A 25,492-nucleotide genomic window follows, 5' to 3' on the forward strand; every position below is an offset into this window, starting at 1 on the left:
CACCCGTGAATATTCTCGCAGGCTTTGCCGACATCTCGATCGTCCAGCTGTTGCTGGTCGCCGGCGTGGCGCTGTTTGCTTCCGTGGTCGGCGGCCTTGCCGGCTACGGCACCGGCGCGCTGATGCCGCTGGTGCTGGTGCCGTTGATCGGCGCCGAGCCTGTCGTGCCGATCATCGCGATCTCCTCGATCTTCACCAATATCAGCCGCTTCGTCGCCTATGTCCGCTATGCCGACCGCCGCCGCGCGCTGATCGTGATATCGGCCGCGGCGCTGACCACGGCGCTCGGGGCTTACGGCTATACGCGGCTGTCCGGTTCCGGCGCGGCGCTGGTGATCGGCAGCATGCTGATTCTGAGCGTGCCGCTGCGCCGTTTTGCCAAACGCCGCGATATCAGGATCAGCGACGCCGGACTTGGCGCCAGCGCGGTCGGGTATGGGGTGGTGGTCGGAGGCACCTCGGGCTCGGGCGTGATCCTGCTGTCGCTGTTGATGGCGGTCGGCCTCGAAGGCGCAGCCGTAATCGCCACCGACGCCGTGATCTCGGTTGCGACCTCAATCATCAAGATTTCGGTGTTTGGCCTCGCCGGCGCCGTCACCGCGCAGGTGCTCGCGTTTGCAATCCTGATCGGGGCTATCTCGATCCCCGGCGCTTTCCTCGCCAAAGCCTTTGTCGAGCGCATGCCGGTGCATATCCACACCGCGATCCTCGATGCTGCCGTCATCACCGGCGGCGTGGTAATGATCTCGACCGCCGCGCGATCTTTCTTCGGCTAGCTCTCTTCGATTCGAAGGTCGGTGGAATGCCCGGGAAAACGATACCGCCGGGTATCCCGACCCGGCGGTGTCGCAAGGAGTTATTACGCTACCTTCTTGCTCTTTTTCTTCTTGTGGTCGTCGTCCTCATCTTCGTCGTCTTCGCTCTCGTCTTCATCCTGATCGTCTTCGTCCTGATCGTCGTCTTCCGTATCATCGATTTCGGCAGGCTCGAGGACCGCCTTGGGAAGCGTTTCGCGAAACAGATCGCCCTCGCCGCCCATCCACAGGCACTCGACCGTGTCGTCGTTGACCTCGGCCACCGTCAGCGGATGACCGCCGGATTTCAGAATAACAACGTCGCCTGGCTTCAATTCCATGATCTTCCCTCCGCGCTGATTGACGCGACGAACAGGCTATCGATCTGTCATGACAGACGGATCACGACCGGCCGTTTTCGCGGTGGAGATTTGAGCGGTGGAACCGAAGCCCTAAGGCAGCAACTCGGTCAGTGAGCGGATGATGCGGTCGGGCTTGATCGTCGAATCCGCGGGCAGGCCGTCGCCGTGTACGTCGATCCAGATCGCGTAGATGCCGAGGCGCTGCGGCGCCACGACTTCCCATTCCAGATTGTCGCCGATCATCCAGGTCTCGGGCGCGGTGACGCCGAGGGCCTCCATCGCGTGCAGATAGGCGCGCTCTTCCGGCTTGCCGAAGCCGTGCTCGCCCTCGATCTGGATGTGATCGAATCTGTGCGACAGCGCGAAACGTTCGACCTTGGCGCGCTGCGGACCGGCGGCGCCGTTGGTCACCAGTGCCAGCTTCACCCCGTGCGCCTTCAGCGCGTCGATCGCGTCATGCGCCCCGGGGAAGACGAACATCTCCTCCTCGCGGTAGGCATGGAACCGGTTAGCGAGCCGCGCGGCCAGATCCGGCGACAGCGGCGCGTGGCCGGCGGCGGCCAGCGCTGCAAATCCGTTGCCGACCACCACGTGCCGGGCCTCCGCGAGCTTCAGCCGCCATTCGGCAGCGGCCGCGGCCCAGAAATTCCGGCCGGACTCCACGATCGCCGCGGCGACCTGTTGCGATGTGATGGCGCCCAGCTCATCGGCAAATTCCGCCGCGACATTGTTCCAGGCGATCTCGGGGCGGCCATAGGCCGACAGGATGGTGTCGTCCATGTCGATCAGCATGGCGCGGGGTAGTTGTGTCATCTTGTTCGAGGCCATTTGGTCAGGGCCATTTCACTTCAGGGGGCATCGACGACAGGATTGAATCGACATTGCCGCCGGTCTTCAGGCCAAAGGTGGTGCCGCGGTCGTAGAGCAGGTTGAATTCGACGTAACGCCCGCGGCGCACCAGTTGCTCCTCGCGATCGGCCGGCGTCCAGGAGGTGCCGAAATTCTTACCTACCAGCTCGGGATAGATTTTCAGGAAGGCGCGGCCGACGTCCTGGGTGAAGGCGAGGTCGGCATCCCAGTCGCCGGAATCGTGGTGATCATAGAAAATGCCACCGATGCCGCGGGCTTCCTTGCGATGCGGCAGGTAGAAATATTCGTCGCACCATTTCTTGTATCGGTCGTAATCGGCAACGCCGTTCGGCCCGGTGCAGGCCTCTTTCATCGCCGCGTGAAAGGCGATTGTGTCGGCGTCTTCCTGGCTGCGGCGCCGGTCGAGCACCGGCGTCAGGTCGGCGCCGCCGCCGAACCACGCCTTCGTCGTCACCACGAAGCGGGTGTTCATATGCACGGCGGGAACGTGTGGGTTGCGCATATGCGCGATGACAGAGATGCCGGATGCCCAGAACCTGGGGTCATCGGTGGCGCCCGGAATCTGCGAGCGGAATTCGGGGCTGAATTCGCCATGAACCGTCGAGCAATGCACGCCGACCTTCTCGAACAGCCGTCCGTACATCATCGACATCACGCCGCCGCCACCGGGTTTGCCGGTATGATCGGCACGGTCCCACGGCGTGCGCTCGAAGCGCCCCGCGCTGCCGGGATAGAGCGAGGCGGGCGCATCGTCTTCGAGCCGCTCGAAGGCCGCGCAGATGTCGTTGCGCAGCGCCTCGAACCAGCCCCGCGCCCGCGCCTTGCGATCCTCGATGACGGTTACTTCCATCCAGAATTCCTAACGATTGTCCTCCGTCATTGCGAGCGAAGCGAAGCAATCCATCGTGCAGAAAAGAAAGTGTGGATTGCTTCGTCGCTTCGCTCCTCGCAAAGACGGTTATTTTTGCGGGCCGTAATAGGTGCAGCTCTCGTTGCAGCTGTCGCGGTGGACACTGACGCGGGTGATCTTTCCGGCGTGCTGGACCCGTTCCCAGATGAAGCGGGACAGGTTTTCCAGCGTCGGCGGGCCAAGCGCCTCGACCTTGTTGAGGAGCTTGTGGTCGAGCGTCTTCTGGACCTCCGCCATGCTGCGTTCGAGCAGGCCGAGATCGAGCACCATCCCCGTGGCGGGATCGGGCGTGCCGCGCATGCTGACTTCGGCGCGAAACGAGTGGCCGTGAATCTCTTCGCTATCAGCGCCAAAGGTCGTTCCCGGCAGCGAATGCGCGGCCTCGAAGCGAAACGATTTTGTCAGTTCCCACATTGCGAAAGCTCAAATCCTATCTGTACTACCTGATACCGAGTGTCTTGTGTGTCTGCAGGCTGAGTCGCCATTGCGGGTGCTGCAGACAATAATCGATCGCGCGCGCGGTATTTGCCGTTACGTCGGGTCCATCCATCGGCTGCAGCGAGAAGCGCTCGAAGGCGAGACCTTCGAATTGCTCGGGGGCTGCACCCGCTTGCGGATAGACCAGCTTCAACTCATGGCCCCGGCGCACCACGAGGTCGGAGCCGGCTTTCGGGCTGACGCAGACCCAGTCCATGCCCTCGGGCGGCTCGATGGTGCCGTTGGTTTCGATGCCGATCTCGAAGCCGCGCGCATGCAGCGCGTCGATGAACGGCGTGTCCACCTGCAGCAGCGGCTCGCCGCCGGTCAGCACGACGTAGCGGTTGGCGCTCGCGCCGGTCCATTGCGTGGCGATGGTATCGGCGAGCTCATCGGCCGAGGCGTAGCGGCCGCCCAGCGTGCCGTCGGTGCCGACGAAATCGGTGTCGCAGAATTTGCACGTGGCGGAGCCACGGTCCTGTTCCCGGCCCGTCCAGAGGTTGCAGCCGGCGAAACGGCAAAACACGGCCGCTCGGCCGGCATGCGCGCCTTCGCCCTGGAGGGTCAGAAAGATCTCTTTGACCGCGTAACTCACCATCTCTCCATCAGGTCTCGATCAAGCCTTCTCAATCAAGTCTTCTCAATCAAGTCTTGGAACCGGTTTGCCGCAGCGCCTCGCCCAGTGCCATGGCGGCCGCCATCGCGACGTTGAGCGAACGCAGGCCCGGCTTGATCGGGATCACCAGCCGCGCATCGGCGACGCTGGCGACCTCGTCGGGGACCCCCGCGGATTCCCGCCCGAACAGCAGAACGTCGTCCCGCTGGTAGCTGTAATCCAGATAGGAACCGGCCCCCTTGGTCGTAAGCAGGACCAGCCGGAAACCCCCGTCGTTACGCCATTGCTCGAATTTTGACCATGAGTCGTGGCGTGTAATAGCGACATGGTCGAGATAGTCCATGCCGGAGCGGCGGAAATGCCGGTCGGAGACCGGAAAGCCCGCCGGCTCGATAATGTGGGCCGCGACATCCAGGCACGCGCACAGGCGCAGAATCGTTCCGGTGTTCTGGGGGATGTCGGGCTGGAATAGCGCAATCTGCATGATGTTGGCGGCTGGAGCCTCCGCTTCGATGGAATCGAAACGGGACTCCAGATTCCCTATTCTGACGCGTTTTCTTGACGCGAACCGGGTCCACTTCGCTGGAAAACGCTACGATGAAGCCCTCATGAAATGACTGAAAAATCACAGCTCGGCGCGGATTTAGTGCATTGCACGCTTGCGAGCCGATAGCGGGCTTGCGCTCTTACGGCAAGGGTGCCAATAGAACGATTCTGGATTGCTTGTTCCGCCGGATTTGGCGGGGAAAAGTGGTCTTTCTGCCGCCGCGGGGGCCGCGGGCGCCGGCAGCCTCTTCTGGGTGCGTTTTCAGCGTTTCCGGGGCGGTTCCGCTGGCTGCAGATGAGAAAGGGCTTGGAATCGTGACGACAGCGTCTTCGGCGGACCATCCGACACGCCGTGATTTTCTTTTTGTTGCAACGGGAGCCGTCGCCGCCGTAGGTGCCGCGGCCGCAGTTTGGCCGCTCGTTGCCCAGATGAACCCGGACGCCGCGACGATTGCGGCCGGTGCGCCGATCGAGGTCGATCTGACGCCGATCGCCGAGGGACAGGACATCAAGGTGTTCTGGCGCGGCAAGCCGATTTACATCAGCCATCGCACCAAGAAGCAGATCGAAGAGGCGCAAAAGGTGTCGCTGTCGAGCCTGCCCGATCCGCAGCCCGACTCGGCGCGCGTCAAGGCGGGCCACGACCAGTGGCTGGTCGTGATCGGCATCTGCACCCATCTCGGCTGCATCCCGATCGCCCATGAGGGCAGTTACGACGGCTTCTTCTGCCCCTGCCACGGTTCGGTGTACGACACCTCGGGCCGCATCCGCTCGGGACCGGCGCCCAGCAACCTGCCGGTGCCGCCCTACACGTTCGTTTCCGACACCAAAATCCAGATCGGCTAAGGCCCGGACGCCCGTCCGGGACCTCAATCCGTCGCGTCGTTTTACTTCCTCAGGATCGCATCAATGAGCGGACCATCCGATTTCCAGCCGACCAATCCCGCCTTGAAGTGGATCGAACGGCGTCTCCCGATCATGGGCCTCGTCCATTCCTCGTTCGTGGCCTATCCGACGCCGCGTAACCTGAACTATTGGTGGACCTTCGGTGCCATCCTCTCAATGATGCTGGGCCTGCAGATCCTGACCGGCGTGATCCTGGCGATGCATTACACGCCGCATGCTGACATGGCCTTCAAGTCGATCGAACTGATCGTCCGCGATGTCAATTACGGCTGGCTGCTGCGCAACATGCACGCCTGCGGCGCCTCGATGTTCTTCTTCGCCGTCTACATCCACATGTTCCGCGGCCTTTATTACGGGTCGTACAAGGAGCCGCGCGAAATCCTCTGGATCCTCGGCGTCATCATCTACCTCTTGATGATGGCGACCGGCTTCATGGGCTACGTGCTGCCGTGGGGCCAGATGAGCTTCTGGGGCGCCACCGTCATCACCAATCTGTTCTCCGCCGTACCGTATTTCGGCGAGAGCATCGTGACGCTGCTGTGGGGTGGCTATGCCGTCGGCAACCCGACGCTGAACCGCTTCTTCTCGCTGCACTATCTCTTGCCGTTCGTGATCGCCGGCGTGGTCGTGCTGCACATCTGGGCGCTGCACGTTGCGGGCCAGAACAATCCGGCCGGCGTCGAGGCGAAGACCGAAAAGGACACCGTGCCTTTCACGCCCTACGCGACCATCAAGGATGCGTTCGGCGTCTCCTGCTTCATGCTGTTCTTCGCATGGTTCATCTTCTACATGCCGAACTATCTCGGCGACGCCGACAACTACATTCCCGCCAATCCCGGCGTGACACCCGCGCACATCGTGCCGGAATGGTACTATCTGCCGTTCTACGCGATCCTGCGCTCGATCCCGAACAAGCTCGCCGGCGTGGTGGCGATGTTCGGCGCGATCATCATCCTGGCGTTCCTGCCCTGGCTCGATAACGCGCGGACCCGCTCCTCGAAATATCGTCCGCTGGCGAAGCAGTTTTTCTGGATCTTCGTCGTGGTCTGCCTCGGGCTCGGCTATCTCGGCTCGCAGCCGCCGGAAGGCATCTACGTGATCGCCGGCCGTATCCTGACCTTCTTGTATTTCGCCTATTTCCTGATCCTGCTGCCGCTCTTGAGCCGGATCGAGACGCCGCGGCCGGTGCCGAATTCCATCGCCGACGACGTGCTGGCCAAGCACGGCGGCAAGGTGGCCTCAGTGGTGGTCGCGCTCGTCGTCGCCGGCGGTCTCCTGGTCGGCGGTACGCAGAACGCACGCGCCGAAGACCATGGTGTCGCCCCGCCCGGAAACAAGTGGTCGTTCTCGGGCCCGATGGGCAAGTTCGATCGTGGCGCGCTGCAGCGCGGCCTGAAGGTCTACAAGGAAGTCTGTGCGTCCTGCCACGGCCTGTCCTATGTCGCCTTCCGTAACCTCGCCGAAGCCGGCGGTCCCGGTTATTCGGTGGCGCAGGCGGCAGCGTTTGCGTCCGATTACAAGGTCAAGGACGGTCCGGACGACAAGGGTGAGATGTTCGAGCGGGCGGGCCGGCCGGCTGACTATTTCCCGTCGCCGTTCCCGAACGAGAACGCGGCGCGGGCCGCCAATGGCGGCGCATTTCCGCCGGACCTGTCGCTGATCACCAAGGCGCGCTCCTACAAGCGCGGCTTCCCGATGTTCCTGGTCGACTTCTTCACCCAGTACCAGGAGCAGGGCCCGGATTACGTTTCGGCCGTGCTGCAGGGCTATGAAGACAAGGCGCCGGCCGGCTTTTCGCTCCCGGAAGGTTCCTACTACAACAAGTATTTCCCCGGTCACGCCATCAAGATGCCGAAGCCGCTCAGTGACGGCCAGGTGACGTATGACGACGGTGCGCCGGCCACCGTCGCGCAGTACTCCAAGGACGTCACCACCTTCCTGATGTGGACCGCGGAACCGCACATGGAGGCGCGCAAGCGGCTCGGTCTGCAGGTGTTCGTGTTCCTGATACTGCTCACGGGCTTGCTCTACTTCACCAAGAAGAAGGTCTGGACCAACGCGCACTAAGCGCTGGCTTCATCGCATTTCGGAAAAGCCCCTGCGGGGGCTTTTTTTGTGTTCGTCATTGCGAGCGCAGCGAAGCAATCCATGCCGCCGCATAACGGATAGGTGGATTGCTTCGCTGCGCTCGCAATGACGGCTAATGGATTGCGCGCTGGCCTGAGAGCGGACAAAATGGCCGCCAATCGCTCCCCAAAAAATACGGAGGACCTCATGGGAACCAGCATCACTTTCAAGCGTCCCGACGGCAAGGACGCGGCCGGCTATCTCGCCAATGCCGCGCGCGGCAATGCGCCGGGCGTGGTCGTGATCCAGGAATGGTGGGGGCTGCAGGACCAGATCAAGGGCATGTGCGACCGCTTCGCCGTGGCCGGCTTCGACGCGCTGGCGCCGGATCTCTACAAGGGCACGGTGGTGCCGTATCACGACACCGACGCCGCCGGCAAAGAGATGAACTCGCTGGATTTCATGGATGCGACGACGCAGACGGTGCGCGGTGCCGCGCAATATCTCGCCAAGAACGGCGCCAAGGTCGGCCTGACCGGCTTTTGTCTCGGCGGCGCTGTCACCATCATCGGCGCCACCAGGATTCCGGAGCTCACGGCCGGTGTCGTGTTCTACGGCATCCCGCCGGAGCAGGCGGCAAAACCGGCGGATGTGAAAATTCCGCTGCAGGGCCATTTCGCCAACAACGACGACTGGTGCACGCCGGCGCTGGTCGATGGTTTCGAAAAGGCGATGAAGGAAGCGGGAAAGTCGCTGGAGCTGTTCCGCTATGACGCCGAGCACGGCTTCGGCAATGAACAGCGCCTGTCGGTGCACGACCGGCAGTGCGCGGAGCTCGCCTGGGGCCGCGCGACGGAGTTTTTCAGGAAGCATCTGGGGTGAGATCAAGCGCCTCCTCGTCATTGCCTGCGACAAACGCAGGCGTTTGCGCAAGGGAGCGTCGCGACGAAGCAATCCATCTTGCGTCCCTAACACTGGATTGCTTCGCGGAGCCTGTCATCGGGCGCGCATCCGCGCGACCCGTCGGCTCGCAATGACGGTGGAGTTGTAAATGAAAGTCTTCTGCACAGGCGCGTCCGGTTATATCGGCGGATCGGTGGCCGCTCATCTCGCGGCCGCCGGACATCAGGTCACCGGCCTGGTTCGTTCCCCGGAAAAGGCCGACGCGGTGCGGGCCCGCGGCATCCAGCCGTTATCGGGAACGCTGGATGATGCGGAAATCCTCGCGCAGGCGGCGCGCGCCGCCGACGTCGTCATCAATGCGGCGAGCGCCGATCACACCGGCGCGGTGGATGCCCTGCTCGGCGCGCTGGCCGGAAGCGGCAAGCCTTTCATCCACACATCGGGGTCGAGCATCATCGGCACGCAATCCAAGGGCCAGCGCTCTGATGCGGTGTTCGATGAAGACACGCCGTTTACGCCATCGCCTGCGCGTGCGGCGCGGGTCGCGCTGAACGAATTGATCCTCTCCTATCGCGACAAGGGCTGCCGTCCCGTCATCGTTTGCCCGAGCCTGATCTACGGCATCGGCCATGGGGCGGGGCGCGACAGCGTGCAGGTACCTTTCCTGATAAAGCTCGCGAAAAAACGCGGCAACGCGGCCCATGCCGGTCCCGGCGAGAACATCTGGTCGAACGTTCATATCGACGATCTCGTGACGCTCTATGCGCTTGCGATCGAGAAGTCGCCGGCCGGTGCGTTCTACTTCGCCGAGAACGGCGAGGATTCGATGCGCGAGGTTTGCGAAGCCATCAACCGCATGCTGGGTTTTGCTGGACCGCCATCGGCGATGTCGATGGAAGAGGCGGCCGCCGAATGGGGCGAGGGCACGGCTGAAAACACGATGGCTTCGAACAGCCGCGTGCGTGCGGTGCGGGCACGGCAGCTCGGCTGGAAGCCGCAGGCGCGGAGCCTGATCGAAGAGATCGAAGAGGGGTGTTATCGGTAGCAACGAAGTCGTCGTCCCGGCGAAGGCCGGGACCCATAGCCACCAGCGATAATTGTTTTGTTCGCTGGTCGTTAACTTCCTTTTTCAACAACAAGGGCCGCGTCGTATGGGTCCCGGCGTTCGCCGGGACGACATGCCGGTCCTATTGCTTCACCCCATCCCACCACGCACACGTGCCCGACATCAGCTGGTAATTGCCTTCCATCACCTGCACCGGCGCGCGCAGGCCTTCGGTGGCGGCTTGCATCCGCATCTGGCGCGCGGTCTCGCGGTCTTTTGGCGGCAGCCAGACGCGCTCGTGTCCCCACAGGCTCGGGCCGTGATGCATTTCGACCGGCTGCCATGTCGCGGGATCGATCTCGCGGCCGCCCCAGCCGCATTCGATCATGAAGGACGACGGTGTCTTGGCGTAGAATGAGGTCATGAAATCGTTGGTGTGGCGGCCGAGCGTGACGCCGATTCGGTCCGGCTGCATCATTGCGATGTCGTAGGATTGCCCGACATCGTCGAGCGAGAACAATTCCACCATCAGATGATGCATGCCGTTCTTGCCGGTCTCGATCAGCGCCAGGCTGTGATGCCGCGCGTTGACGTGGAAGAAATAGGCGCGGAACGGCTTTTCGATGTAGTCGGAAAGCCCGAAGCCGAGCACGTCGACATAGAATGCCATCATCGGATCGATGTGCTCGACGGTCAGTACGGCATGTCCGAGGCCGAGCGGACCGGTGCGAAAGCCCGAGATCGAGCGGCCCGGACTGAACGGCGTCTCGTCGATCTCGGCGCCGTAAAACGCCTCGAGCCGGTTGCCGCCGGGATCGCGAAACGAGATCAGGCCGCGCACGCGCCGGGCATCGGCCAGCGTCTTTGGCTCGGCCGTGACATTGACGCCGGCTTGTTCGAGCCGGGCTGCAAGCTGGTCCAGCGCCGCCGCGTCGGCGACTTCCCAGCCGAAGAAGCGCGCGCCTTCGCCCATCGCGCGGTCGATCACGATGCGCTGCTTGCGGTCGTCCATCCGGAAGGCGAGCAGCGAGTTGCCGCGCTCGACCGCCTGCAGGCCGACCAGGGAGGTCCCGAACTGGCGCCAGTCCTCCAGCGCATCTGATCCGAAGCCCGCGTATCCCAGACCCAGCAATGCCATCCCTTGCCTCCGTCTGCTTGTTGTTTTCGGGCGTTGTTGCCGCCGCCGCTTGGGCCGGATGCTACGCGGATTTTGCCCGTTTCAAACCCCAAAAGATGGCCGGGCGGGGCAGGCACGGGCAGGCCAGGGCGCCAGGGCCTCCCTTGACATCGCTCGCGGCGGATGGTGATTAAGCGCCATGAGCACCGCCGTCCGCCCATCCCGTCTTTGGTGGCGCACCTCTTAAAGAGGTGGCCGGTGCGATTTCATTTTAACAATCGTCGAAGGTCGCCATCGCAGTGCGACCGGCGGTTGGTTTATTTGCCCTTCGTTTGTCCTGTGTGGCGTTCCCTCACCAAGTTTCGTAAGAGGATCACATGAACAGGACCGTCTTCTCCCTGCCCGAGCACAGCGAATACCGGACCGCCAGCGGTCTTGCAATCTCGCGCACCGTCGAGCAATTTTCCGGCGACGCCAAGCGGCTCGATGACCTGATCGACCTGCTCGACCGCCGCCGTGGCGTGGTGCTGTCTTCGGGCACCACGGTGCCGGGCCGCTACGAGAGCTTTGACCTCGGTTTTTCCGATCCGCCGCTGGTGCTGGAAACCGAGGGTGCGAATTTCGCGCTCAACGCGCTGAACGGGCGCGGCGAGGTGCTGATCGCCTTTCTCGGCGACGTCCTGCGCGAGCCCTGTGTTGTCATCACCGAGCAGAGCGCGTCGCGTCTCGCCGGCCATATCATCCGGGGCCCCGCGCCTGTCGACGAAGACCAGCGCACCCGACGCGCCAGCGTGATGTCGCTGGTCCGCGGTCTGGTCGCAAGCTTCACCGCCAATGACGATCCGCTGCTCGGCCTGTTCGGCGCCTTCGCCTATGACCTCGTGTTCCAGATCGAGGACCTCGTGCAGAAGCGCACGCGCGAGGCCGACCAGCGCGACATCGTGCTGTATGTGCCGGATCGCCTGCTCGCCTATGACCGCGCCACCGGCCGCGGCGTGGTGCTGAGTTACGATTTCAGCTGGAACGGCAGATCCACCGCCGGCCTTTCGCGCGACACCGCCGAGAGCGTCTACGCCAAGACGCCGCGGCAGGGTTTTGCCGATCATGCGCCCGGCGAATACCAGGCGACGGTGGAGACCGCACGCGCCGCATTCGCGCGCGGTGATCTGTTCGAGGCGGTGCCGGGGCAATTATTCGCCGAGCCGTGCGAGCGTTCGCCGGCCGAAGTGTTCCAGCGGCTCTGCCGCATCAACCCGTCGCCCTATGGCGCGCTGATGAATCTCGGCGAGGGCGAGTTTCTCGTCGCCGCCTCGCCGGAAATGTTCGTGCGCTCCGACGGACGGCGGGTCGAGACCTGCCCGATCTCGGGCACGATCGCGCGCGGTGTCGACGCGATCGGCGATGCCGAGCAAATCCGGCAATTGCTGAATTCGGAAAAAGACGAATTCGAACTCAACATGTGCACCGACGTCGACCGCAACGACAAGGCGCGCGTCTGCGTGCCCGGCACTATCAAGGTGCTGGCGCGGCGCCAGATCGAGACCTACTCAAAGCTGTTCCACACCGTCGACCATGTCGAAGGCATTCTTCGCCCCGGCTTCGACTCGCTCGATGCGTTCATGACCCACGCCTGGGCCGTGACGGTGACCGGTGCACCGAAATTATGGGCGATGCAGTTCGTCGAGGACAATGAGCGCTCGTCCCGGCGCTGGTATGCCGGCGCGATCGGTGCTGTGAATTTCGACGGCAGCATCAACACCGGGCTTACCATCCGCACCATCCGGATGAAGGACGGGCTCGCCGAAGTGCGCGTCGGCGCGACCTGTCTGTTCGATTCAGATCCCGCCGCCGAAGACCGGGAATGCCAGGTCAAGGCGGCCGCCCTGTTCCAGGCGCTGCGCGGCGATCCGCCGAAGCCGCTGTCGGCGTTCGCGCCGGATGCCACCGGTTCGGGCAAGAAGGTGCTTTTGATCGATCACGACGACAGTTTTGTGCACATGCTGGCGGATTATTTCCGGCAGGTCGGCGCGTCCGTGACCGTGGTCCGGCACGTTCATGCGCAGCAGATGCTGAACCAGAAGAACTGGGATCTGCTGGTGCTGTCGCCGGGTCCGGGCCGGCCCGAGGATTTCGGGATCTCGAAAACCATTGGAACGGCGCTGGAGAAGAAGCTGCCGATCTTCGGCGTCTGCCTCGGCGTGCAGGCAATTGGCGAATATTTCGGCGGCCAGCTCGGGCAACTCGGTCAGCCCGCGCACGGCCGGCCGTCGCGGGTCCAGGTGCGGGGCGGGCGGTTGATGCAGAACCTGCCCAATGAAATCGTGATCGGCCGCTATCACTCGCTCTATGTCGAGCGCGACAGCGTGCCCGACGTGTTGCAGGTCACCGCAACCACCGAAGACGGGGTTGCGATGGCGATCGAACACAAGACCTTGCCGGTCGGCGGTGTGCAGTTTCACCCGGAATCGCTGATGTCGCTCGGCGGCGAGGTGGGCTTACGTATTGTCGAGAACGCGTTCCGGCTGCATGTTGCGAATTGAACGGGGACGTCATTGCGAGGAGCACTTGCGACGAAGCAATCCATACTTGCTTTGCCGCACCATGGATTGCTTCGCTTCGCTCGCAATGACGAAGAGGAAAAGAGACACCGATGACGTTTGAACATGATCTGAAAGCCACCGTCCGCACCATTCCGGATTACCCGAAGAAGGGCATCCTGTTCCGCGATATCACCACGCTGCTCGCTGATGCGCGCGCGTTCCGCCGCTCGGTCGATGAACTGGTGCAGCCCTGGGCCGGCAGCAAGGTCGACAAGGTCGCCGGTATCGAGGCGAGGGGCTTCATCCTCGGCGGCGCGGTCGCGCATCAGGTCTCCGCCGGCTTCGTGCCGATCCGCAAGAAAGGCAAGCTGCCGCACACCACCGTGCGGATCGCCTATTCGCTGGAATACGGCCTCGATGAAATGGAAATGCATGCCGACGCCGTGCAGCCCGGCGAACGCGTCATCCTGGTCGACGATCTCATCGCCACCGGCGGCACCGCGGAAGGTGCGGTGAAACTGCTGCGCCAGATCGGCGCCCACGTGGTCGCGGCCTGCTTCGTCATCGACCTGCCTGATCTGGGCGGCGCCGACAAGCTGCGGGCGATGGATGTGCCGGTACGAACGCTGATGGCGTTCGAAGGGCATTGAGTTTTTTCGTTTGAAACTCTGTCCATGTCGTCCCGGCGAAGGCTCAGATGCGCAATGGCGCATCGGGCGACCCATAGCCACCGTCGGCAATTGTTAGAAGAGGGCGTCAGCCATCCTGCCTTGATCGCGAGAGCAACGCGGTATGGGGCCCGGCCTTCGCCGGGACGACGGCTAAACCGCCTCGGCGCCGAGTTGCGTGCGCCAGTGCTTCAGGCGCTCCTTCAACAGCGCGTCCCTGATGTAGGACGTCTCTTCCTCTTCCAGCCGCTCGCATTCCTCGAAGGTCAGATTTTCGGGCCCATGCGTAGTCCATGCCGCCTGCAGGCTGCGGCAGGTGTGGCTGCCCTGGCGCAGCGAGAACCAGATCCGGTTCTGGATCTTTTCGAGGTCAGGCGCCTGACCGACCCATTGCTCGGCCGAGGCCTTGCTGCGGATCACGAAAATCCCCGCGATGCTCTTCCGCTCCTTGTAGGCGGCGATGGCGGCTTTTCTGTCTGATGTCACCGGAGGCCTCGCGCGGAGATTTGCTGTCGGGGAGGCGGTACCAGTCCGACGGGCCTGCGTCAATATTATCCGGGTAATATTGTTTGGTCGGCTTCACGACCGCTGCAGAATCAGGCTGAGTTCCAGCTCGCGGAAGCTGGTGTAGTTCCTGCGGATCCATTGATGCAGTTCGGTCGAGGAATCCTTCTCCTGGCGCAGATAGCCCGTGAAGGAGAAGGTCAGCCGGTCGATATAGGTCTTCAGGAACACCGGCAGCGCCGAAATCCGCAGCACGCGTCCCCGTTCCATCGCGGCGGGCAATTCGCCGCGTACGACGTGCTCATTGTCGATCGCGATCAGGGCATTCGCAGGAATTTGCTGTTTCAGCATGTTGTAGGCCGTGGCCGAGGCGCGGTCGGTATCGGCCACGAACAGGATCACCGGCGCGACGCCGCGGCGCACGGCTTCCTTCATGAAGCCGATCTCATCGGTCATCTTGAAGAACTCGTCGAAGGCATGGAAACCGAGGTCGATGACCTTGGCGACGCTGTCATTGACGATCAGGCGGTCCATCAGCTGCATCTTGCCGAAGGTGTCGATGACGTCGGCCGTCTCGGTGGTGCGCGGCAGATATTCCAGCAGCGAGGGTTCCTTCAGATTGATGTCGAAGGAGATCACCGTGCCGTTCTTCAACAGCAGGAATTCGCTGAGCAGCCGCGCGATCAGCGTCTTGCCGACCAGCGGGCGGGGCGAGCAGATGATGTAGACGGACGTGGGGCTCATCACGCGCTATATCAGGCGATTTTTCCGCCTAATCCAGCCCCATCGCGCACCTGGCGCGATTATTTTTCGCCGCTGCGGGTGCTCGATTTGCCGCTGCCGCCGCCGACCAGGTCGGTCAGCTTGATGCGGTCGAACTCGCTCCAGACATTGGCGAGCCAGTGCCGGACATAGCCGCGGAGCACGAACGAATAGTTCGCGGCCTCGTCGTTGGTGCCCTTGTTGGCGACGAATTTGAGGAACGGCACCGAGGAGACCTCGACCTGCTCATAGGCCATTTCGTTGAGCTTGGGGATCGTGAGCTCGGTGGCATCCTTGATGCGGTGGAAATAGGAATTGTAGGTCGCCTGGTCCCACTGGAAGAACTGGGTGTCGTTGATGAAGTTCTTCACCAGGTAGTATTTGGCGCCCTGCATGAAATTGGCGGTCTCGGCGATTTCGTCCAGCGAGGCGATCGAGGGGCCCAGGATGTGGAACACCGCAAAGGTGATCTGGCCGGCCTTGGCGGCATCGAGAAAGCCGATGTCGCGGAGCGAGGCCAGCGCCGGCGACAGCAGTCCGGCGCGGACGTCGATCACGGTCACCGAGGTCCCGGCATTGAGCGTGTCGAAGATCTTCATCTGGTCCGCGGTCGTCGTCATGTCGACGATCTGGGTGATGTCGGGGTGGAAGCGCATCAGCGTGCCGCGCGGCGACTCGGTGTCGAACGCCCGGGTCGGGACGTTGTTGGCACTGAAATAATCCAGGAGCGTTCGCGACACGGTCGTCTTGCCGACCCCGCCCTTGTCCGCGCCCACCACAATCACGACTGGCTTTGCCATGGAATTTCCTACTACGCGCCCCCGATCGCGGGAGCGATCGGCAGGTCCCCATATACCTGTTTGGGCGCGAACATGGCAGAAACAAGGGAGAATTCAATTCCTTGAGCCCGCACCGGCGTTATTCGTAGGTAATTCGTTAATGTCGCCGTACCGAGGGCTCAGCTGTGCCGGCCCCAGGGTCCCCAGCGAGGACCCTGTCGTGCGCCCTGCCGCTGACCTTGCGGCAGGCCCGCGGGCGCTGCGGCATCGCTCCACGGACCGTGGGTGACCGGGGGCGGCAGCTGGTCCGCCGACTGCGGTTCCGCCTGATCCTCCGGCTCGTCGTCGGCCTCGTCAGGCAGGGCCAGCGGGCCCGGATCGCGGCCGCCGGCATATTGCACCAGCGCCTTGACCCGCGAATCCACCGACGGATGGGTCGCGAACAGATCGGCAAATCCCTCGCGGGGATTGTCGAAGCACAGTTCCATCACAGCCGAGGTGGCGCCGGGAAGCTCGCCGCGATTCTCGATCTTGCGCAGTGCCGTGATCATGGCGTCCGGGTTCTTGGTCAGTTCGACCGAGCCGGCGTCGGCCAGCAATTCGCGCGACCGCGACAGCGCCAGTTTGACCACCTGCGACAGCAACCAGGCCAGCAGGATCAGCGCGACCGCGATGATGACGACGATGATCGCACCGCCGCCGGAGCTCTTGTTGTCGCTGTCCGAGGACGAAGAGGACGACGAACGCGAGGACGAGGATGACCACGATCCGCCGGACGAATTCCACGACAGGTTGGTGAACATCCGAAAGAACAGTTCGCCGAAGAAGCCGACCACGCCGGCGATGATGACCGCGATCACCATCAGCTGCACGTCGCCGTTGCGGATATGGGTCAGCTCATGGCCCAGCACCGCCTCGATCTCCTGATCGTTCAGCGACCTCAGCAGCCCTGTGGTGACGGTGATGGCGTATTGCCGGCGGTTGAGGCCGCTCGCGAACGCGTTCAGCGCCGGGCTGTCCATCACTTTCAGCTTCGGCATCGGAAGGCCGCGCGAGATGCAGAGGTTTTCCAGGAGATTATACAGCCGCGGCTGCTGCTTTCGCGTCACGTCCTCGCCGCCGGTGACGGCGTCGATCATGTTCTGGTGGAAAAAATACGCGATCACGATCCAGAGCGCGGCGATGCCTGTCGCATAGGGAAAGGCCGTGACCAGATCGCGCCCTGCGGCCCGCAAATAATAATCGACCGAGCGGTCGCTGCGGATCACGACTTCCGCGAGCAGCGCGCCGGCATAGACCAGCACGTAGATCAGCAGGAACAGGCCGGCGAGCAGCAGCATCGAACGAAACTTGTTCGATGCAATATGCGTGTAGAGCCCGTACGCGGCCATGATGTGTTGCTTCTCGCTGGGACGTCGCGGCCGTTAGAACTTCACGGTCGGTACGACCTCGACTTCGGTGCGGCTGGCGCCGAGGTCGAAGAATTCCTTCTTGGTGAAGCCGAACATGCCGGCGAACAGCGCGGCGGGCAGCTGCTGGATGCCGGTGTTGTATTCCTGAACCGCGTTGTTGAAGAAGCGGCGGCTCGAGGCGATCTTGTTTTCGAGGTCGGAGAGTTCGCCGGCGAGCTGCTGGAAATTGGTGTTGGCCTTGAGGTCCGGATAGGCCTCCGACAGCGCGATCAGGCGGCCGAGCGCACCGCTCAGCTGGTTCTCGGCGGCGCCGATCTGCGCCGGCCCTTGCGCGGACATCGCGGAGTTGCGGGCCTTGATGACGTCGTCGAGCGTGCCGCGCTCGTGGCTGGCGTAGCCCTTCACGGTCTCGACCAGGTTCGGGATCAGGTCGTGGCGCTGCTTGAGCTGGACGTCGATGTCGGCAAAGGCCTGGCTGACACGCTGGCTCAGCGCGACCAGGCGGTTATACGCGCCGATGGCGAACAGCACGAGAATGACAATGACGCCGATAACGATCCAGCTCGTCGACATGGCAGACAACTCCTGATGTGGCGAAGAAAGTGTGGAACCTAGACGAAAACCGGGGCGTGCGGCAGCCCGCCGCGACGTGGGGTTTCGTTTAGTCGAAACCAGGGCGGGATAAGTTCACTCTTTCGTCGCCCCGGCGAAGGCCGGGGCCCATACGCCGCGGCCTTTCGTTGGCCACTCTGGCCAATACCTTTCTCTACGATTAGCGCCGGTGGTTATGGGTCCCGGCCTTCGCCGGGACGACCCGTTTGCTCCGCCAGCGCATCCCCCCAGCGCCAGCGCCGGGCCAGGGCGTAATCCGCCTTGGCGCGGCGGGGCGTCCGGTTGAGGACCAGGCCGGCCGGGGTGCAAAGCTTGGCCGTGACTTCGACCTTGGAGACGGCCGGCTGCGACAACACCCGGGCCGGGCGAGCCGCTAACGGCGCGCGTGTCAACGCCACATAGGCGAATCTTTCGTCCTCGTAGGGCAGCTCGGCGCCCTTGATCTGCTTGTGTGCGCGCGAGCGCTGCAGGCGCTGGGTGAAATGACACCAGTCCGGTGCTTGAAGCGGGCATGTTCCGTCGTGCGGGCAGGGGGCCGCGACATGCGCGCCGGCCGCGATCAAGCGCTCGCGCAGCGCGATGATCCGCGCATAGCCGGCCGGTGTGCCGGGCTCGACCACCAGCAGCGTATCGCGGGTCTTTTCCCACATCAGCGCGGCGAGTGCGCTTTGTTCGGCGGCACTGAGTTCGCCGATCACGTAGCTGGCGACGACGAGGTCGGCGGCGTCAGCCTTGATCAGGGCGTTGCGGGCTTCGCCCCGCTCGTAATGGAGTTCGCGCAGGCGAAAACTCTCGCTGACCAGATCGAGCGCCAGTTTGCGCAACGCGTCGTTGGCGTCGAGCAGGGTAAAGCCTCGCAGCGAGGAAAATGCTTCCGCCGCCGCCCAGCTCGCCGTGCCCGGCCCGGCGCCGATGTCGAGCAGGGATTTTGGCGCAAAATCGGGGCGGATTTCACCGAGCGCATTCAGGCTGGCGGTCACCGCGGCATAGGTCGCCGGCATCCGCGCCAGCGCATAGGCCAGTGCATCGGTCTCGGATCGGATCGTGCCGGAGCCGCCGCCATCGCGGTAATTTTTCGAGATCAACGCCGAGCGTTCCGCCGCGTCGCTCCGCGAAAAACCGCGCAGCTTGGCGTCAAGCGCGGCTTTCAGTTCGGCGGGGAGGTCGGGTGAGGTCATCGCCTGCCGTCATCCTCACGTCATTCCGGGATGGTCCGAAGGACCAGACCTCAGGTGCGCAATTGCGCACCGGGGAATCTCGAGATTCCGGGTTCGCTTCGCGCCCCGGAATGACGACCTTGGTCCTACGCCACGTGCTGGTCGAGGATCTTCACGGCATCGTCGAGGCCGACCGAGACCAGTTGCGACACCCCGCGTTCGGCCATGGTGACGCCGAACAGCCGGTTCATCCGCGCCATCGTGATCGGATTATGCGTGATGATGATGAAGCGGGTTTCGGTCGAGGACGTCATTTCATGCAAGAGGTTGCAGAACCGTTCGACGTTGTGGTCGTCGAGCGGCGCGTCGACTTCGTCCAGCACGCAGATCGGCGAAGGATTGGTGAGGAACACCGCAAAGATCAGCGCCAGCGCGGTCAGCGCCTGCTCGCCGCCCGACAGCAGTGAGAGCGTCTGCGGCTTCTTGCCGGGCGGTTTGGCGATGATTTCGAGGCCGGCTTCCAGCGGATCTTCGCTCTCGATCAGGTGCAATGCGGCTTCGCCGCCGCCGAACAATTCGGTGAACAGCCGTTTGAAGTGCTCGTTGACGGTTTCGAACGAGGTCAAGAGCCGCTCGCGCGCCTCCTTGTTGAGGCTTTGGATGCCCTGGCGCAGCCGCTTGATGGCTTCGACGAGGTCGTCGCGTTCGGTGGTCAATGCCGTGTGCTGGGTCTCGACTTCACGCAGCTCTTCCTCGGCGCGGAGATTGACCGCGCCAAGCCGCTCGCGGTCGCGGCGCAGCTTTTCGAGGTTTTCCTCGATCTCGGCGAGCGGCGGCAATTCCGCGCCCGGCTCGAGTTCGGCCAGAGCAGCCACGGCATGCGGTTCGACTTCGAGCATGTCGTGGATTTCGCGCTCGATGTCGGAGAGGCGGCGCCTGGTGCCGTCCATGCGTTCCTCGGCGCGGGCGCACGCCTCGCGGGCGCTGGAGAGCGCTTCCAGCGAAACCTTTGCCTCGCGGTCGGTCTCCGCCATCACGCTCTCGGCCGCAGCCAGCGCATCCGCTGCGACGCGGCGCGCGCTTTCGGCGGACTCGATCTCGCTGATCAGCGCGCGGCGCTTCTGGGCGAACAGCGCCGGCGCGTCTTCGAGCCCGGCACGCTCTGCGGTCACTTCGGTGACGCGGGCTTCGATGGTGGAAACCTGCGAGGCCGCGCTTTGCTTGCGGTTCTGCCATTCGGTGCGCTCGGCGAGGATCGCCTGCACACGGCGGTCGGCCAGTTCAGCCTCGCGCGCCAGCGCCTGCGCTTCGGCACGCACTTGCGCTGCGAAGCGGCGATGGCCCTCGATGTCGGTGCGAACGGTGGCGAGCCTGGTTTCGGTCTCGAGGCTCGGCGGCAGCTCGGCCAGCACCGCATTGGCGTTCTCATGCGCGGCCTCGACCTCGGCACGGTCGGCGGCAATGCGCGTATGGGCTTCTGTCAGCGTCGCTTTGCGTGCGGCGTGGCGGTTGATCTCGCGCTCGGTCGCGGCATGGCGTTCGCGTGCGGCATCGGCCTCGCGCTGCGCGGCACGCCAGGCGTCGCGGGCGGCGGACTCGGCGCCCGATGCCGCCTTCAATTCGCTCTCGGCGTCTTCCAGCGCCTGCCGCTTGGCGCCGGCCTCGGCGCGGGCCTGCTCCAGCTCGTTTTCGATATCGACCAGACGGGCGCGTTCGGCGAGACGCCGTGCGGCGCCGGTCGGGGCGTGGGCGGCGGCGACAAAGCCGTCCCAGCGCCAGACGTCGCCTTCCAGCGACACCAGTCGCTGGCCGGTCTTCAGCTGCGACACCAGTTCCGCGCCGCGCTCCTTGGCGACGACGCCGATCTGCGCCAGACGCCGCGCCAGCTCGGAGGGCGCTTCGACATGGGCGGCAAGCGCTTCGACGCCCGCGGGCAACGCCGGATCGTCGAAGGTGGCACCCGGATTGCTCCAGCGCATCGGCGCGGACGGATCGATCGGCGCATCGAGGTCATCGCCGAGCACGGCGCCGAGCGCCTTTTCGTACCCCTTGGTGACGGTGACGCCATCGATGATCGGCGGCCACAGGTTCTTGGTCTCGCCATTGACCAGCTTCGAGATCGTGCGCGCTTCGGTCTCCAGCCGTTGCACGCGCTTGTCGGCTTCCGCCAGCGGCGCACGTGACGCTTCCAGCCGTGCACGCGCGGCGACATGGCCGGCCTCGTTGGCCTGCGCCGCGGCTTCCGATGCGGCGAGCGTTTCCTGCGCGGTTTCCATGGCGCCGGCAAGCGCGTCGATGTCGCCGAGATTGCCGGTTTCCTGCGCGAGCTTGGTTTCCTCAGCCTGGACGTTGGCGATTTCCTGGTCGAGCCGGGCCAGGCGGTCGCGATGGGTGCGCACGCCGGCCTCTAACTGGTTGCGCTTGGCGGTGAGGTCGGCCAGCACCGTCGTCAATTCCGAGAACATGCGCTCGGCGGCGGCCAGCGTCGCTTCCGCTTCGGAGACGCGTTCATCGACGCCGCTGCGCTTCTCGACGCGCGACTTGATCTCTTCCTTGATTTCCGAATCTTCGGTGTCGAGCCGCTGCAACGCGACTTCGGCGTCCGAGGTCTGCTGCTGTTCGCGTGCGATGTCGGCGGTGAACTGGGTCAGGCGACGGTCGAGTTCGGCGACACGCTCTTTCGCGCGCTCTTCCTCGCGGTCGAGCAGTTCGCGCGCATTGGTGAGGCGTTGCAGTCCGGCCGCGGCGCGGGCTTCGCCCTCGCGCAGCGCCGGCAGTTCGGAGGCGCGGATCGCCTGGATACGGGCCGCTTCGGCCTGTTCACGGGTACGTTCCGCCATCTCGCGAACGTTGAGGTCGTGGGTGCGCGCGGCTTCCGCCACGTCGGTATTGGCCTCTAACCAGCGCAGATGGAACAGCGTGGCTTCGGCCTTGCGCACCTTGGCGGCGACTTCGCGGAACCGGATCGCCTGCCGCGCCTGCTTCTTCAGCCCGTCGACCTGGCCGGAGAGCTGGCCGATCACGTCTTCAACGCGGGTGAGGTTGGTTTCAGCCGCCCGCAGCCGCAATTCGGCTTCATGGCGGCGGGCGTGCAGCCCGGCGACGCCGGCGGCGTCTTCCAGCACGCGGCGGCGCTGTTCGGGTTTGGCCTGAATGATTTCGCCGATCTTGCCCTGGTGAACCAGCGCCGGCGAACGCGCGCCGGTGGCGGCATCGGCAAACAGGATCTGCACGTCACGGGCGCGCACGTCGCGGCCGTTGATGCGATAGACCGAGCCGGCTTCGCGTTCGATCCGGCGGGAGATTTCCAGGATCTCACGGTCGTTCATTGCCGCCGGCGCCGAGCGATCGGCATTGTCGATCGTCATCACCACTTCGGCGTGGTTGCGCGCCGGACGGTTGCCGGAACCGGCAAAGATCACCGCGTCCATGTCGGCGGCGCGCAGCGATTTGTGCGAGGTCTCGCCCATCGCCCAGCGCAGTGCCTCGACCAGATTGGATTTGCCGCAGCCGTTTGGCCCGACGACACCGGTCAGGCCCGGCTCGATCATGAAGTCAGTGGGTTCAACGAACGACTTGAAACCATGAAGGCGGAGGCGCGTGAGTTTCATGAACACGATTCTCTGTTGGCCGGGCGCGAATCTCCCTGCCGTGACAATACCATAGAAGGCAATGTCGGTGTGTGGACGAGTCGCGCGTTGCGGCTCTTATGGCCTGCGACAATGGCGAGGCCGGGGCCGAAGGGCAACGGGCGCAAAGGGCTTTTCCCAAGCCTTTTGTCGAGGTTTTTGCAGGGCTTACAGGCCCGTACGAATCCGGTGGGCGAATCAGGTTTTCAACAGGGATTTGTTCGCTTCGCGCGCCGGCCGATCAGGCCCGCTCCCTCAAAATGAGCCGATCAGCTCTTGAGCATCGAATTGATGCGCTTGCTGAACTCCTCGAAGCTCTGCTCGCCCTTGATCATCTCGCCATTGATGAAGAAGGTCGGCGTCGACTGCACCTTCAGCACCTCGGCGGCGTATTTCTGGTCGGCCGCGATCTTGTCGAGCAGCTTCTGGTCCTTGAGGCAATCTTCCACCGCCGCTTGCGTGAGGCCGGCCTGCTTGCCGATCCGGGTCAGCGTTTCGGTGGTGTTCTTCAGCACCCAGTCGTTCTGCTGCTTGAAGAGGAGGTCGACGACCGCGAAATATTTCGGCGCGTCGTCCTTGGCGATGCAGCGCGCCAGCATCGAACCGGCGGCGGCCTTGATGTCGAGCGGGAATTCGCGGAACACGAAACGGATCTTGCCGGTGTCGATGAATTCCGCCTTGATCTTGGGGAACACCTGCTCCGTGAACGCTGCGCAATGCGAGCAGCTCATCGAGGCGTATTCGGTGATGGTGACCGAGGCATTCGCCGGGCCGAGCGCCATGTCCGGCAGTGACTGCGGCTTGGCGACGTCCGCGGCGCCCTGTGCCAGCGCGTCATTGATCAGCCGCAGCGGCGAGAAGCCGGCGAGGGCGGCAAGCCCGGTCAGCGAAAGGGCGGCGGTGAAGGCGCGGCGCGTGATGATCAAGGTCAGCTCCCGATTGGCGCGTTCACGCCCGAAGAAGTACGAAAAACGAGCCCAAGTCTTAGAAAGCTTTGGCTAGCTTGAAACGATAATTGTGGCAATGGCAGGTTGCCGCGGGCCGGGCGCGCGGCAGGCTCAATTTCGCTTGATCGAGGCACCCAGCCGCGCCAGCGCGTCGCGCAATTCGTCATCCTCGACCGAGGACAGGGTTTTGGCGATCTCGGCGACCGCCTTCGGGTCCGGCGCGCGGGACGGTTTTGGCCGGTCCCGGCGCGACAGCGGTGCCTGCCGCAGCGCCAGCCGTCCGACCGCGCTCCAGCCGAAGAAGCGGTTGACCCGCTCCAGGATCACGTCGGAGGAATGCTGGATTTCCAGCGCCATCGGACCTTCCACCCGCAGCACCAGGGTGGCCGGTTCCTGCGGCTGGCCCTCGACCGGCCGCGGCCATTGCATCTTCAGTGGCTCGGAATGGGCCGCGATCTCGCGGCCCGCAATCTCAGCCCAGCGCGTCACCAGCTCGCGCGCGGCAAACCCCTGCTTGGCATAGGCGTCGGAAAACACGTCGCCGAGCAGGACGGAAAGCGGTTTTGCGGAGATCGGGCCGGGTTTTGCCATGGGGGCTTATAGCACGGAGCGGCTTGCGACAGGAACCGGGCAAAGAAAGACGTGGATGCTCGCGACAAGCACGGGCATGACGTGGAGAGAATGTCATCCCGCTATTACAGTGCCTTCATGAATCCTGCCGTGGCCACCAAACCCCGACGACGAGGAAGTGCGACGCCGGGCCGCCCCGCGCTGCTGCTCGATTGGTACGACCGGCATCGCCGCGTGCTGCCGTGGCGGCCGCCGGCCGGGGAGCGCGCGGATCCCTACCGGGTCTGGCTGTCCGAAATCATGCTGCAGCAGACCGGCGTCAAAACCGTCGGGCCGTACTTCCTGAAGTTTGTGACCCGCTGGCCCGATGTCGCGGCGCTTGGCCGGGCCTCGCTCGACGACGTGCTGCGGATGTGGGCCGGGCTCGGCTACTATTCGCGGGCGCGCAATCTGCACGCCTGCGCGGTCGCGGTGTTGCGCGACCATGGCGGCGTGTTTCCGGATACCGAGGAGGGTCTGCGCGCGCTGCCGGGGATTGGACCGTACACGGCAGCGGCGATCTCGGCGATCGCGTTCGACCGGCGCACCATGCCGGTCGACGGCAATATCGAGCGCGTCGTGTCGCGGCTGTTTGCGGTCGAGGAACCGTTGCCGCAGGCCAAGCCGTTGATCCGGCAATTGGCGGCGACCTTGCTAGGACCCGGCGACCAAAAGTCTCGCGCCGGCGATAGCGCGCAGGCACTAATGGATCTCGGCTCCTCGATCTGCACGCCGAAGAAGCCGGCCTGCGTGCTGTGTCCGCTGAATGATGATTGCCTGGCACTCGCGCGCGGCGACCAGGAGATTTTTCCGCGCAAGGCGCCGAAGAAATCCGGCACGCTGCGCCGAGGCGCGGCCTTCATCGTCACCCGCGGCGATGAATTGCTGGTTCGCACCCGTGCGGAAAAGGGCCTGCTTGGCGGCATGACCGAAGTGCCGGGCTCGGACTGGCTCGCCGGCCAGGACGACAAGGCGGCCTTGGCGCAGGCGCCCGCGCTCAAGGGCATCGCAAAATGGCATCGCAAGGTGGGCGTGGTGACGCATGTCTTCACGCATTTTCCGCTTGAGCTGGTGATCTACACGGCGAAGGTGGCCGCGCGGACGCGAGCACCGGACGGAATGCGCTGGGTCCCGATCGCGACGCTCGCGGGTGAGGCGCTGCCCAATGTCATGCGCAAGGCGATCGCGCACGGGCTAAATCTCTAGCAAGCCATCGCCAAATCCGGCTGTGGATGGAGCGCCAAACAGTAAAAGGCCTAA

24 protein-coding genes are annotated in these 25,492 nt (G+C 64.1%); 8 read left to right on the plus strand and 16 right to left on the minus strand.

Translation table 11 applies throughout. From position 1 onward, the window contains the following. Positions 1–5: 5 nt before the first annotated feature. Positions 6–776: a TSUP family transporter gene (locus tag JQ629_RS08695; RefSeq protein WP_212412303.1), complete on the plus strand. Its 771-nt coding sequence runs from the start codon at positions 6–8 to the stop codon at positions 774–776. A gap of 83 nt (positions 777–859) precedes the next feature. On the opposite strand, the gene JQ629_RS08700 is transcribed toward JQ629_RS08695, so the two are convergent. The 6 genes from JQ629_RS08700 to JQ629_RS08725 form a co-directional block, all read right to left on the minus strand. Beyond that, positions 860–1,135: a YodC family protein gene (locus tag JQ629_RS08700; protein WP_211997797.1), complete on the minus strand. Its 276-nt coding sequence runs from the start codon at positions 1,133–1,135 to the stop codon at positions 860–862. 111 nt (positions 1,136–1,246) lie between these two features. Then, complete coding sequence (locus JQ629_RS08705) at positions 1,247–1,969, minus strand: HAD family hydrolase (RefSeq protein WP_212412304.1); 723 nt, start codon at positions 1,967–1,969, stop codon at positions 1,247–1,249. A gap of 19 nt (positions 1,970–1,988) precedes the next feature. Beyond that, on the minus strand, positions 1,989–2,876 hold the full coding sequence (gene hemF, locus JQ629_RS08710) for an oxygen-dependent coproporphyrinogen oxidase (protein ID WP_212412305.1): 888 nt from the start codon (positions 2,874–2,876) through the stop codon (positions 1,989–1,991). Between the two features lie 108 nt (positions 2,877–2,984). Further along, the gene (locus JQ629_RS08715; protein ID WP_212412306.1) at positions 2,985–3,350 is read right to left on the minus strand and encodes a 6-pyruvoyl trahydropterin synthase family protein; all 366 of its coding nucleotides are present in this window, start codon (positions 3,348–3,350) and stop codon (positions 2,985–2,987) included. Between the two features lie 25 nt (positions 3,351–3,375). Continuing rightward, a complete protein-coding gene (queE, locus tag JQ629_RS08720) occupies positions 3,376–4,008 on the minus strand; it encodes a 7-carboxy-7-deazaguanine synthase (RefSeq protein ID WP_212412307.1) in 633 nt (210 codons plus the stop codon). A 49-nt stretch (positions 4,009–4,057) separates the two neighbouring features. Beyond that, a complete protein-coding gene (locus tag JQ629_RS08725; protein ID WP_212033227.1) occupies positions 4,058–4,513 on the minus strand; it encodes a tRNA (cytidine(34)-2'-O)-methyltransferase in 456 nt (151 codons plus the stop codon). 377 nt (positions 4,514–4,890) lie between these two features. On the opposite strand from JQ629_RS08725, the gene petA reads away from it, so the two are divergent. The 4 genes from petA (at position 4,891) to JQ629_RS08745 (ending at position 9,496) form a co-directional block, all read left to right on the plus strand. Continuing rightward, the gene (gene petA / locus JQ629_RS08730; protein ID WP_192738556.1) at positions 4,891–5,421 is read left to right on the plus strand and encodes a ubiquinol-cytochrome c reductase iron-sulfur subunit; all 531 of its coding nucleotides are present in this window, start codon (positions 4,891–4,893) and stop codon (positions 5,419–5,421) included. 63 nt (positions 5,422–5,484) lie between these two features. After that, positions 5,485–7,548, plus strand: coding sequence for a cytochrome c1 (locus JQ629_RS08735; protein ID WP_212412308.1), 2,064 nt, complete (start codon positions 5,485–5,487; stop codon positions 7,546–7,548). Between the two features lie 207 nt (positions 7,549–7,755). Continuing rightward, on the plus strand, positions 7,756–8,430 hold the full coding sequence (locus JQ629_RS08740; protein WP_212412309.1) for a dienelactone hydrolase family protein: 675 nt from the start codon (positions 7,756–7,758) through the stop codon (positions 8,428–8,430). 169 nt (positions 8,431–8,599) lie between these two features. Beyond that, positions 8,600–9,496, plus strand: a complete 897-nt coding sequence (locus JQ629_RS08745; protein ID WP_212412310.1) for an NAD-dependent epimerase/dehydratase family protein — start codon at positions 8,600–8,602, stop codon at positions 9,494–9,496. 142 nt (positions 9,497–9,638) lie between these two features. Here the strand turns inward: JQ629_RS08745 and JQ629_RS08750 are convergent, their stop codons facing one another. Then, complete coding sequence (locus JQ629_RS08750) at positions 9,639–10,634, minus strand: VOC family protein (protein WP_212387653.1); 996 nt, start codon at positions 10,632–10,634, stop codon at positions 9,639–9,641. A 356-nt stretch (positions 10,635–10,990) separates the two neighbouring features. Between JQ629_RS08750 and JQ629_RS08755 the strand changes: the two genes are divergently transcribed. Together JQ629_RS08755 and JQ629_RS08760 are read left to right on the plus strand one after the other, a co-directional pair. Beyond that, a complete protein-coding gene (locus JQ629_RS08755; protein WP_212412311.1) occupies positions 10,991–13,153 on the plus strand; it encodes an anthranilate synthase component I in 2,163 nt (720 codons plus the stop codon). Positions 13,154–13,263: 110 nt separating this feature from the next. Then, entirely contained in the window at positions 13,264–13,803 is a 540-nt protein-coding gene (locus tag JQ629_RS08760) for an adenine phosphoribosyltransferase (protein WP_212269509.1), read from the plus strand. 171 nt (positions 13,804–13,974) lie between these two features. Here JQ629_RS08760 and JQ629_RS08765 read toward each other — a convergent pair whose 3' ends face one another. The 9 genes from JQ629_RS08765 to JQ629_RS08805 form a co-directional block, all read right to left on the minus strand. Then, positions 13,975–14,307 (minus strand): GIY-YIG nuclease family protein, encoded by a 333-nt coding sequence (locus JQ629_RS08765; protein WP_212412312.1) that lies wholly within the window; start codon positions 14,305–14,307, stop codon positions 13,975–13,977. Positions 14,308–14,400: 93 nt separating this feature from the next. Next, positions 14,401–15,069 carry a P-loop NTPase family protein gene (locus JQ629_RS08770; protein WP_212412313.1) on the minus strand — a complete coding sequence of 223 codons (669 nt, stop codon included), beginning with the start codon at positions 15,067–15,069 and terminating at the stop codon, positions 14,401–14,403. Between the two features lie 59 nt (positions 15,070–15,128). Beyond that, the gene (locus JQ629_RS08775) at positions 15,129–15,887 is read right to left on the minus strand and encodes a P-loop NTPase family protein (protein WP_212412314.1); all 759 of its coding nucleotides are present in this window, start codon (positions 15,885–15,887) and stop codon (positions 15,129–15,131) included. 158 nt (positions 15,888–16,045) lie between these two features. Further along, complete coding sequence (locus tag JQ629_RS08780) at positions 16,046–17,257, minus strand: M48 family metallopeptidase (protein ID WP_212412315.1); 1,212 nt, start codon at positions 17,255–17,257, stop codon at positions 16,046–16,048. Positions 17,258–17,290: 33 nt separating this feature from the next. Continuing rightward, complete coding sequence (locus JQ629_RS08785; RefSeq protein ID WP_212412316.1) at positions 17,291–17,851, minus strand: LemA family protein; 561 nt, start codon at positions 17,849–17,851, stop codon at positions 17,291–17,293. A 212-nt stretch (positions 17,852–18,063) separates the two neighbouring features. Continuing rightward, a complete protein-coding gene (locus JQ629_RS08790; RefSeq protein WP_212412317.1) occupies positions 18,064–19,068 on the minus strand; it encodes a small ribosomal subunit Rsm22 family protein in 1,005 nt (334 codons plus the stop codon). A 125-nt stretch (positions 19,069–19,193) separates the two neighbouring features. Further along, complete coding sequence (locus tag JQ629_RS08795; RefSeq protein WP_212412318.1) at positions 19,194–22,658, minus strand: chromosome segregation SMC family protein; 3,465 nt, start codon at positions 22,656–22,658, stop codon at positions 19,194–19,196. A gap of 287 nt (positions 22,659–22,945) precedes the next feature. Beyond that, complete coding sequence (locus tag JQ629_RS08800) at positions 22,946–23,602, minus strand: DsbA family protein (protein ID WP_212412319.1); 657 nt, start codon at positions 23,600–23,602, stop codon at positions 22,946–22,948. Positions 23,603–23,734: 132 nt separating this feature from the next. Next, positions 23,735–24,214 carry a DUF721 domain-containing protein gene (locus JQ629_RS08805; RefSeq protein ID WP_192738571.1) on the minus strand — a complete coding sequence of 160 codons (480 nt, stop codon included), beginning with the start codon at positions 24,212–24,214 and terminating at the stop codon, positions 23,735–23,737. Positions 24,215–24,331: 117 nt separating this feature from the next. On the opposite strand from JQ629_RS08805, the gene JQ629_RS08810 reads away from it, so the two are divergent. After that, a complete protein-coding gene (locus JQ629_RS08810; RefSeq protein ID WP_249134913.1) occupies positions 24,332–25,438 on the plus strand; it encodes an A/G-specific adenine glycosylase in 1,107 nt (368 codons plus the stop codon). The last annotated feature ends 54 nt before the right edge of the window (positions 25,439–25,492 follow it).

The organism is Bradyrhizobium sp. AUGA SZCCT0222, assembly GCF_018130205.1.
GTDB lineage: Bacteria > Pseudomonadota > Alphaproteobacteria > Rhizobiales > Xanthobacteraceae > Bradyrhizobium.

What these genes read in the sequence shown, in the direction of transcription:
- JQ629_RS08700 (WP_211997797.1), bottom strand. Translation starts at nt 1,135, where the DNA reads ATGGAATTGAAGCCAGGCGACGTTGTTATTCTGAAATCCGGCGGTCAT.
- JQ629_RS08705 (WP_212412304.1), bottom strand. Translation starts at nt 1,969, where the DNA reads ATGACACAACTACCCCGCGCCATGCTGATCGACATGGACGACACCATC.
- hemF (WP_212412305.1), bottom strand. Translation starts at nt 2,876, where the DNA reads ATGGAAGTAACCGTCATCGAGGATCGCAAGGCGCGGGCGCGGGGCTGG.
- JQ629_RS08715 (WP_212412306.1), bottom strand. Translation starts at nt 3,350, where the DNA reads ATGTGGGAACTGACAAAATCGTTTCGCTTCGAGGCCGCGCATTCGCTG.
- JQ629_RS08725 (WP_212033227.1), bottom strand. Translation starts at nt 4,513, where the DNA reads ATGCAGATTGCGCTATTCCAGCCCGACATCCCCCAGAACACCGGAACG.
- JQ629_RS08735 (WP_212412308.1), top strand. Translation starts at nt 5,485, where the DNA reads ATGAGCGGACCATCCGATTTCCAGCCGACCAATCCCGCCTTGAAGTGG.
- JQ629_RS08740 (WP_212412309.1), top strand. Translation starts at nt 7,756, where the DNA reads ATGGGAACCAGCATCACTTTCAAGCGTCCCGACGGCAAGGACGCGGCC.
- JQ629_RS08745 (WP_212412310.1), top strand. Translation starts at nt 8,600, where the DNA reads ATGAAAGTCTTCTGCACAGGCGCGTCCGGTTATATCGGCGGATCGGTG.
- JQ629_RS08750 (WP_212387653.1), bottom strand. Translation starts at nt 10,634, where the DNA reads ATGGCATTGCTGGGTCTGGGATACGCGGGCTTCGGATCAGATGCGCTG.
- JQ629_RS08755 (WP_212412311.1), top strand. Translation starts at nt 10,991, where the DNA reads ATGAACAGGACCGTCTTCTCCCTGCCCGAGCACAGCGAATACCGGACC.
- JQ629_RS08760 (WP_212269509.1), top strand. Translation starts at nt 13,264, where the DNA reads ATGACGTTTGAACATGATCTGAAAGCCACCGTCCGCACCATTCCGGAT.
- JQ629_RS08770 (WP_212412313.1), bottom strand. Translation starts at nt 15,069, where the DNA reads ATGAGCCCCACGTCCGTCTACATCATCTGCTCGCCCCGCCCGCTGGTC.
- JQ629_RS08775 (WP_212412314.1), bottom strand. Translation starts at nt 15,887, where the DNA reads ATGGCAAAGCCAGTCGTGATTGTGGTGGGCGCGGACAAGGGCGGGGTC.
- JQ629_RS08780 (WP_212412315.1), bottom strand. Translation starts at nt 17,257, where the DNA reads ATGGCCGCGTACGGGCTCTACACGCATATTGCATCGAACAAGTTTCGT.
- JQ629_RS08785 (WP_212412316.1), bottom strand. Translation starts at nt 17,851, where the DNA reads ATGTCGACGAGCTGGATCGTTATCGGCGTCATTGTCATTCTCGTGCTG.
- JQ629_RS08790 (WP_212412317.1), bottom strand. Translation starts at nt 19,068, where the DNA reads ATGACCTCACCCGACCTCCCCGCCGAACTGAAAGCCGCGCTTGACGCC.
- JQ629_RS08795 (WP_212412318.1), bottom strand. Translation starts at nt 22,658, where the DNA reads ATGAAACTCACGCGCCTCCGCCTTCATGGTTTCAAGTCGTTCGTTGAA.
- JQ629_RS08805 (WP_192738571.1), bottom strand. Translation starts at nt 24,214, where the DNA reads ATGGCAAAACCCGGCCCGATCTCCGCAAAACCGCTTTCCGTCCTGCTC.
- JQ629_RS08810 (WP_249134913.1), top strand. Translation starts at nt 24,332, where the DNA reads ATGAATCCTGCCGTGGCCACCAAACCCCGACGACGAGGAAGTGCGACG.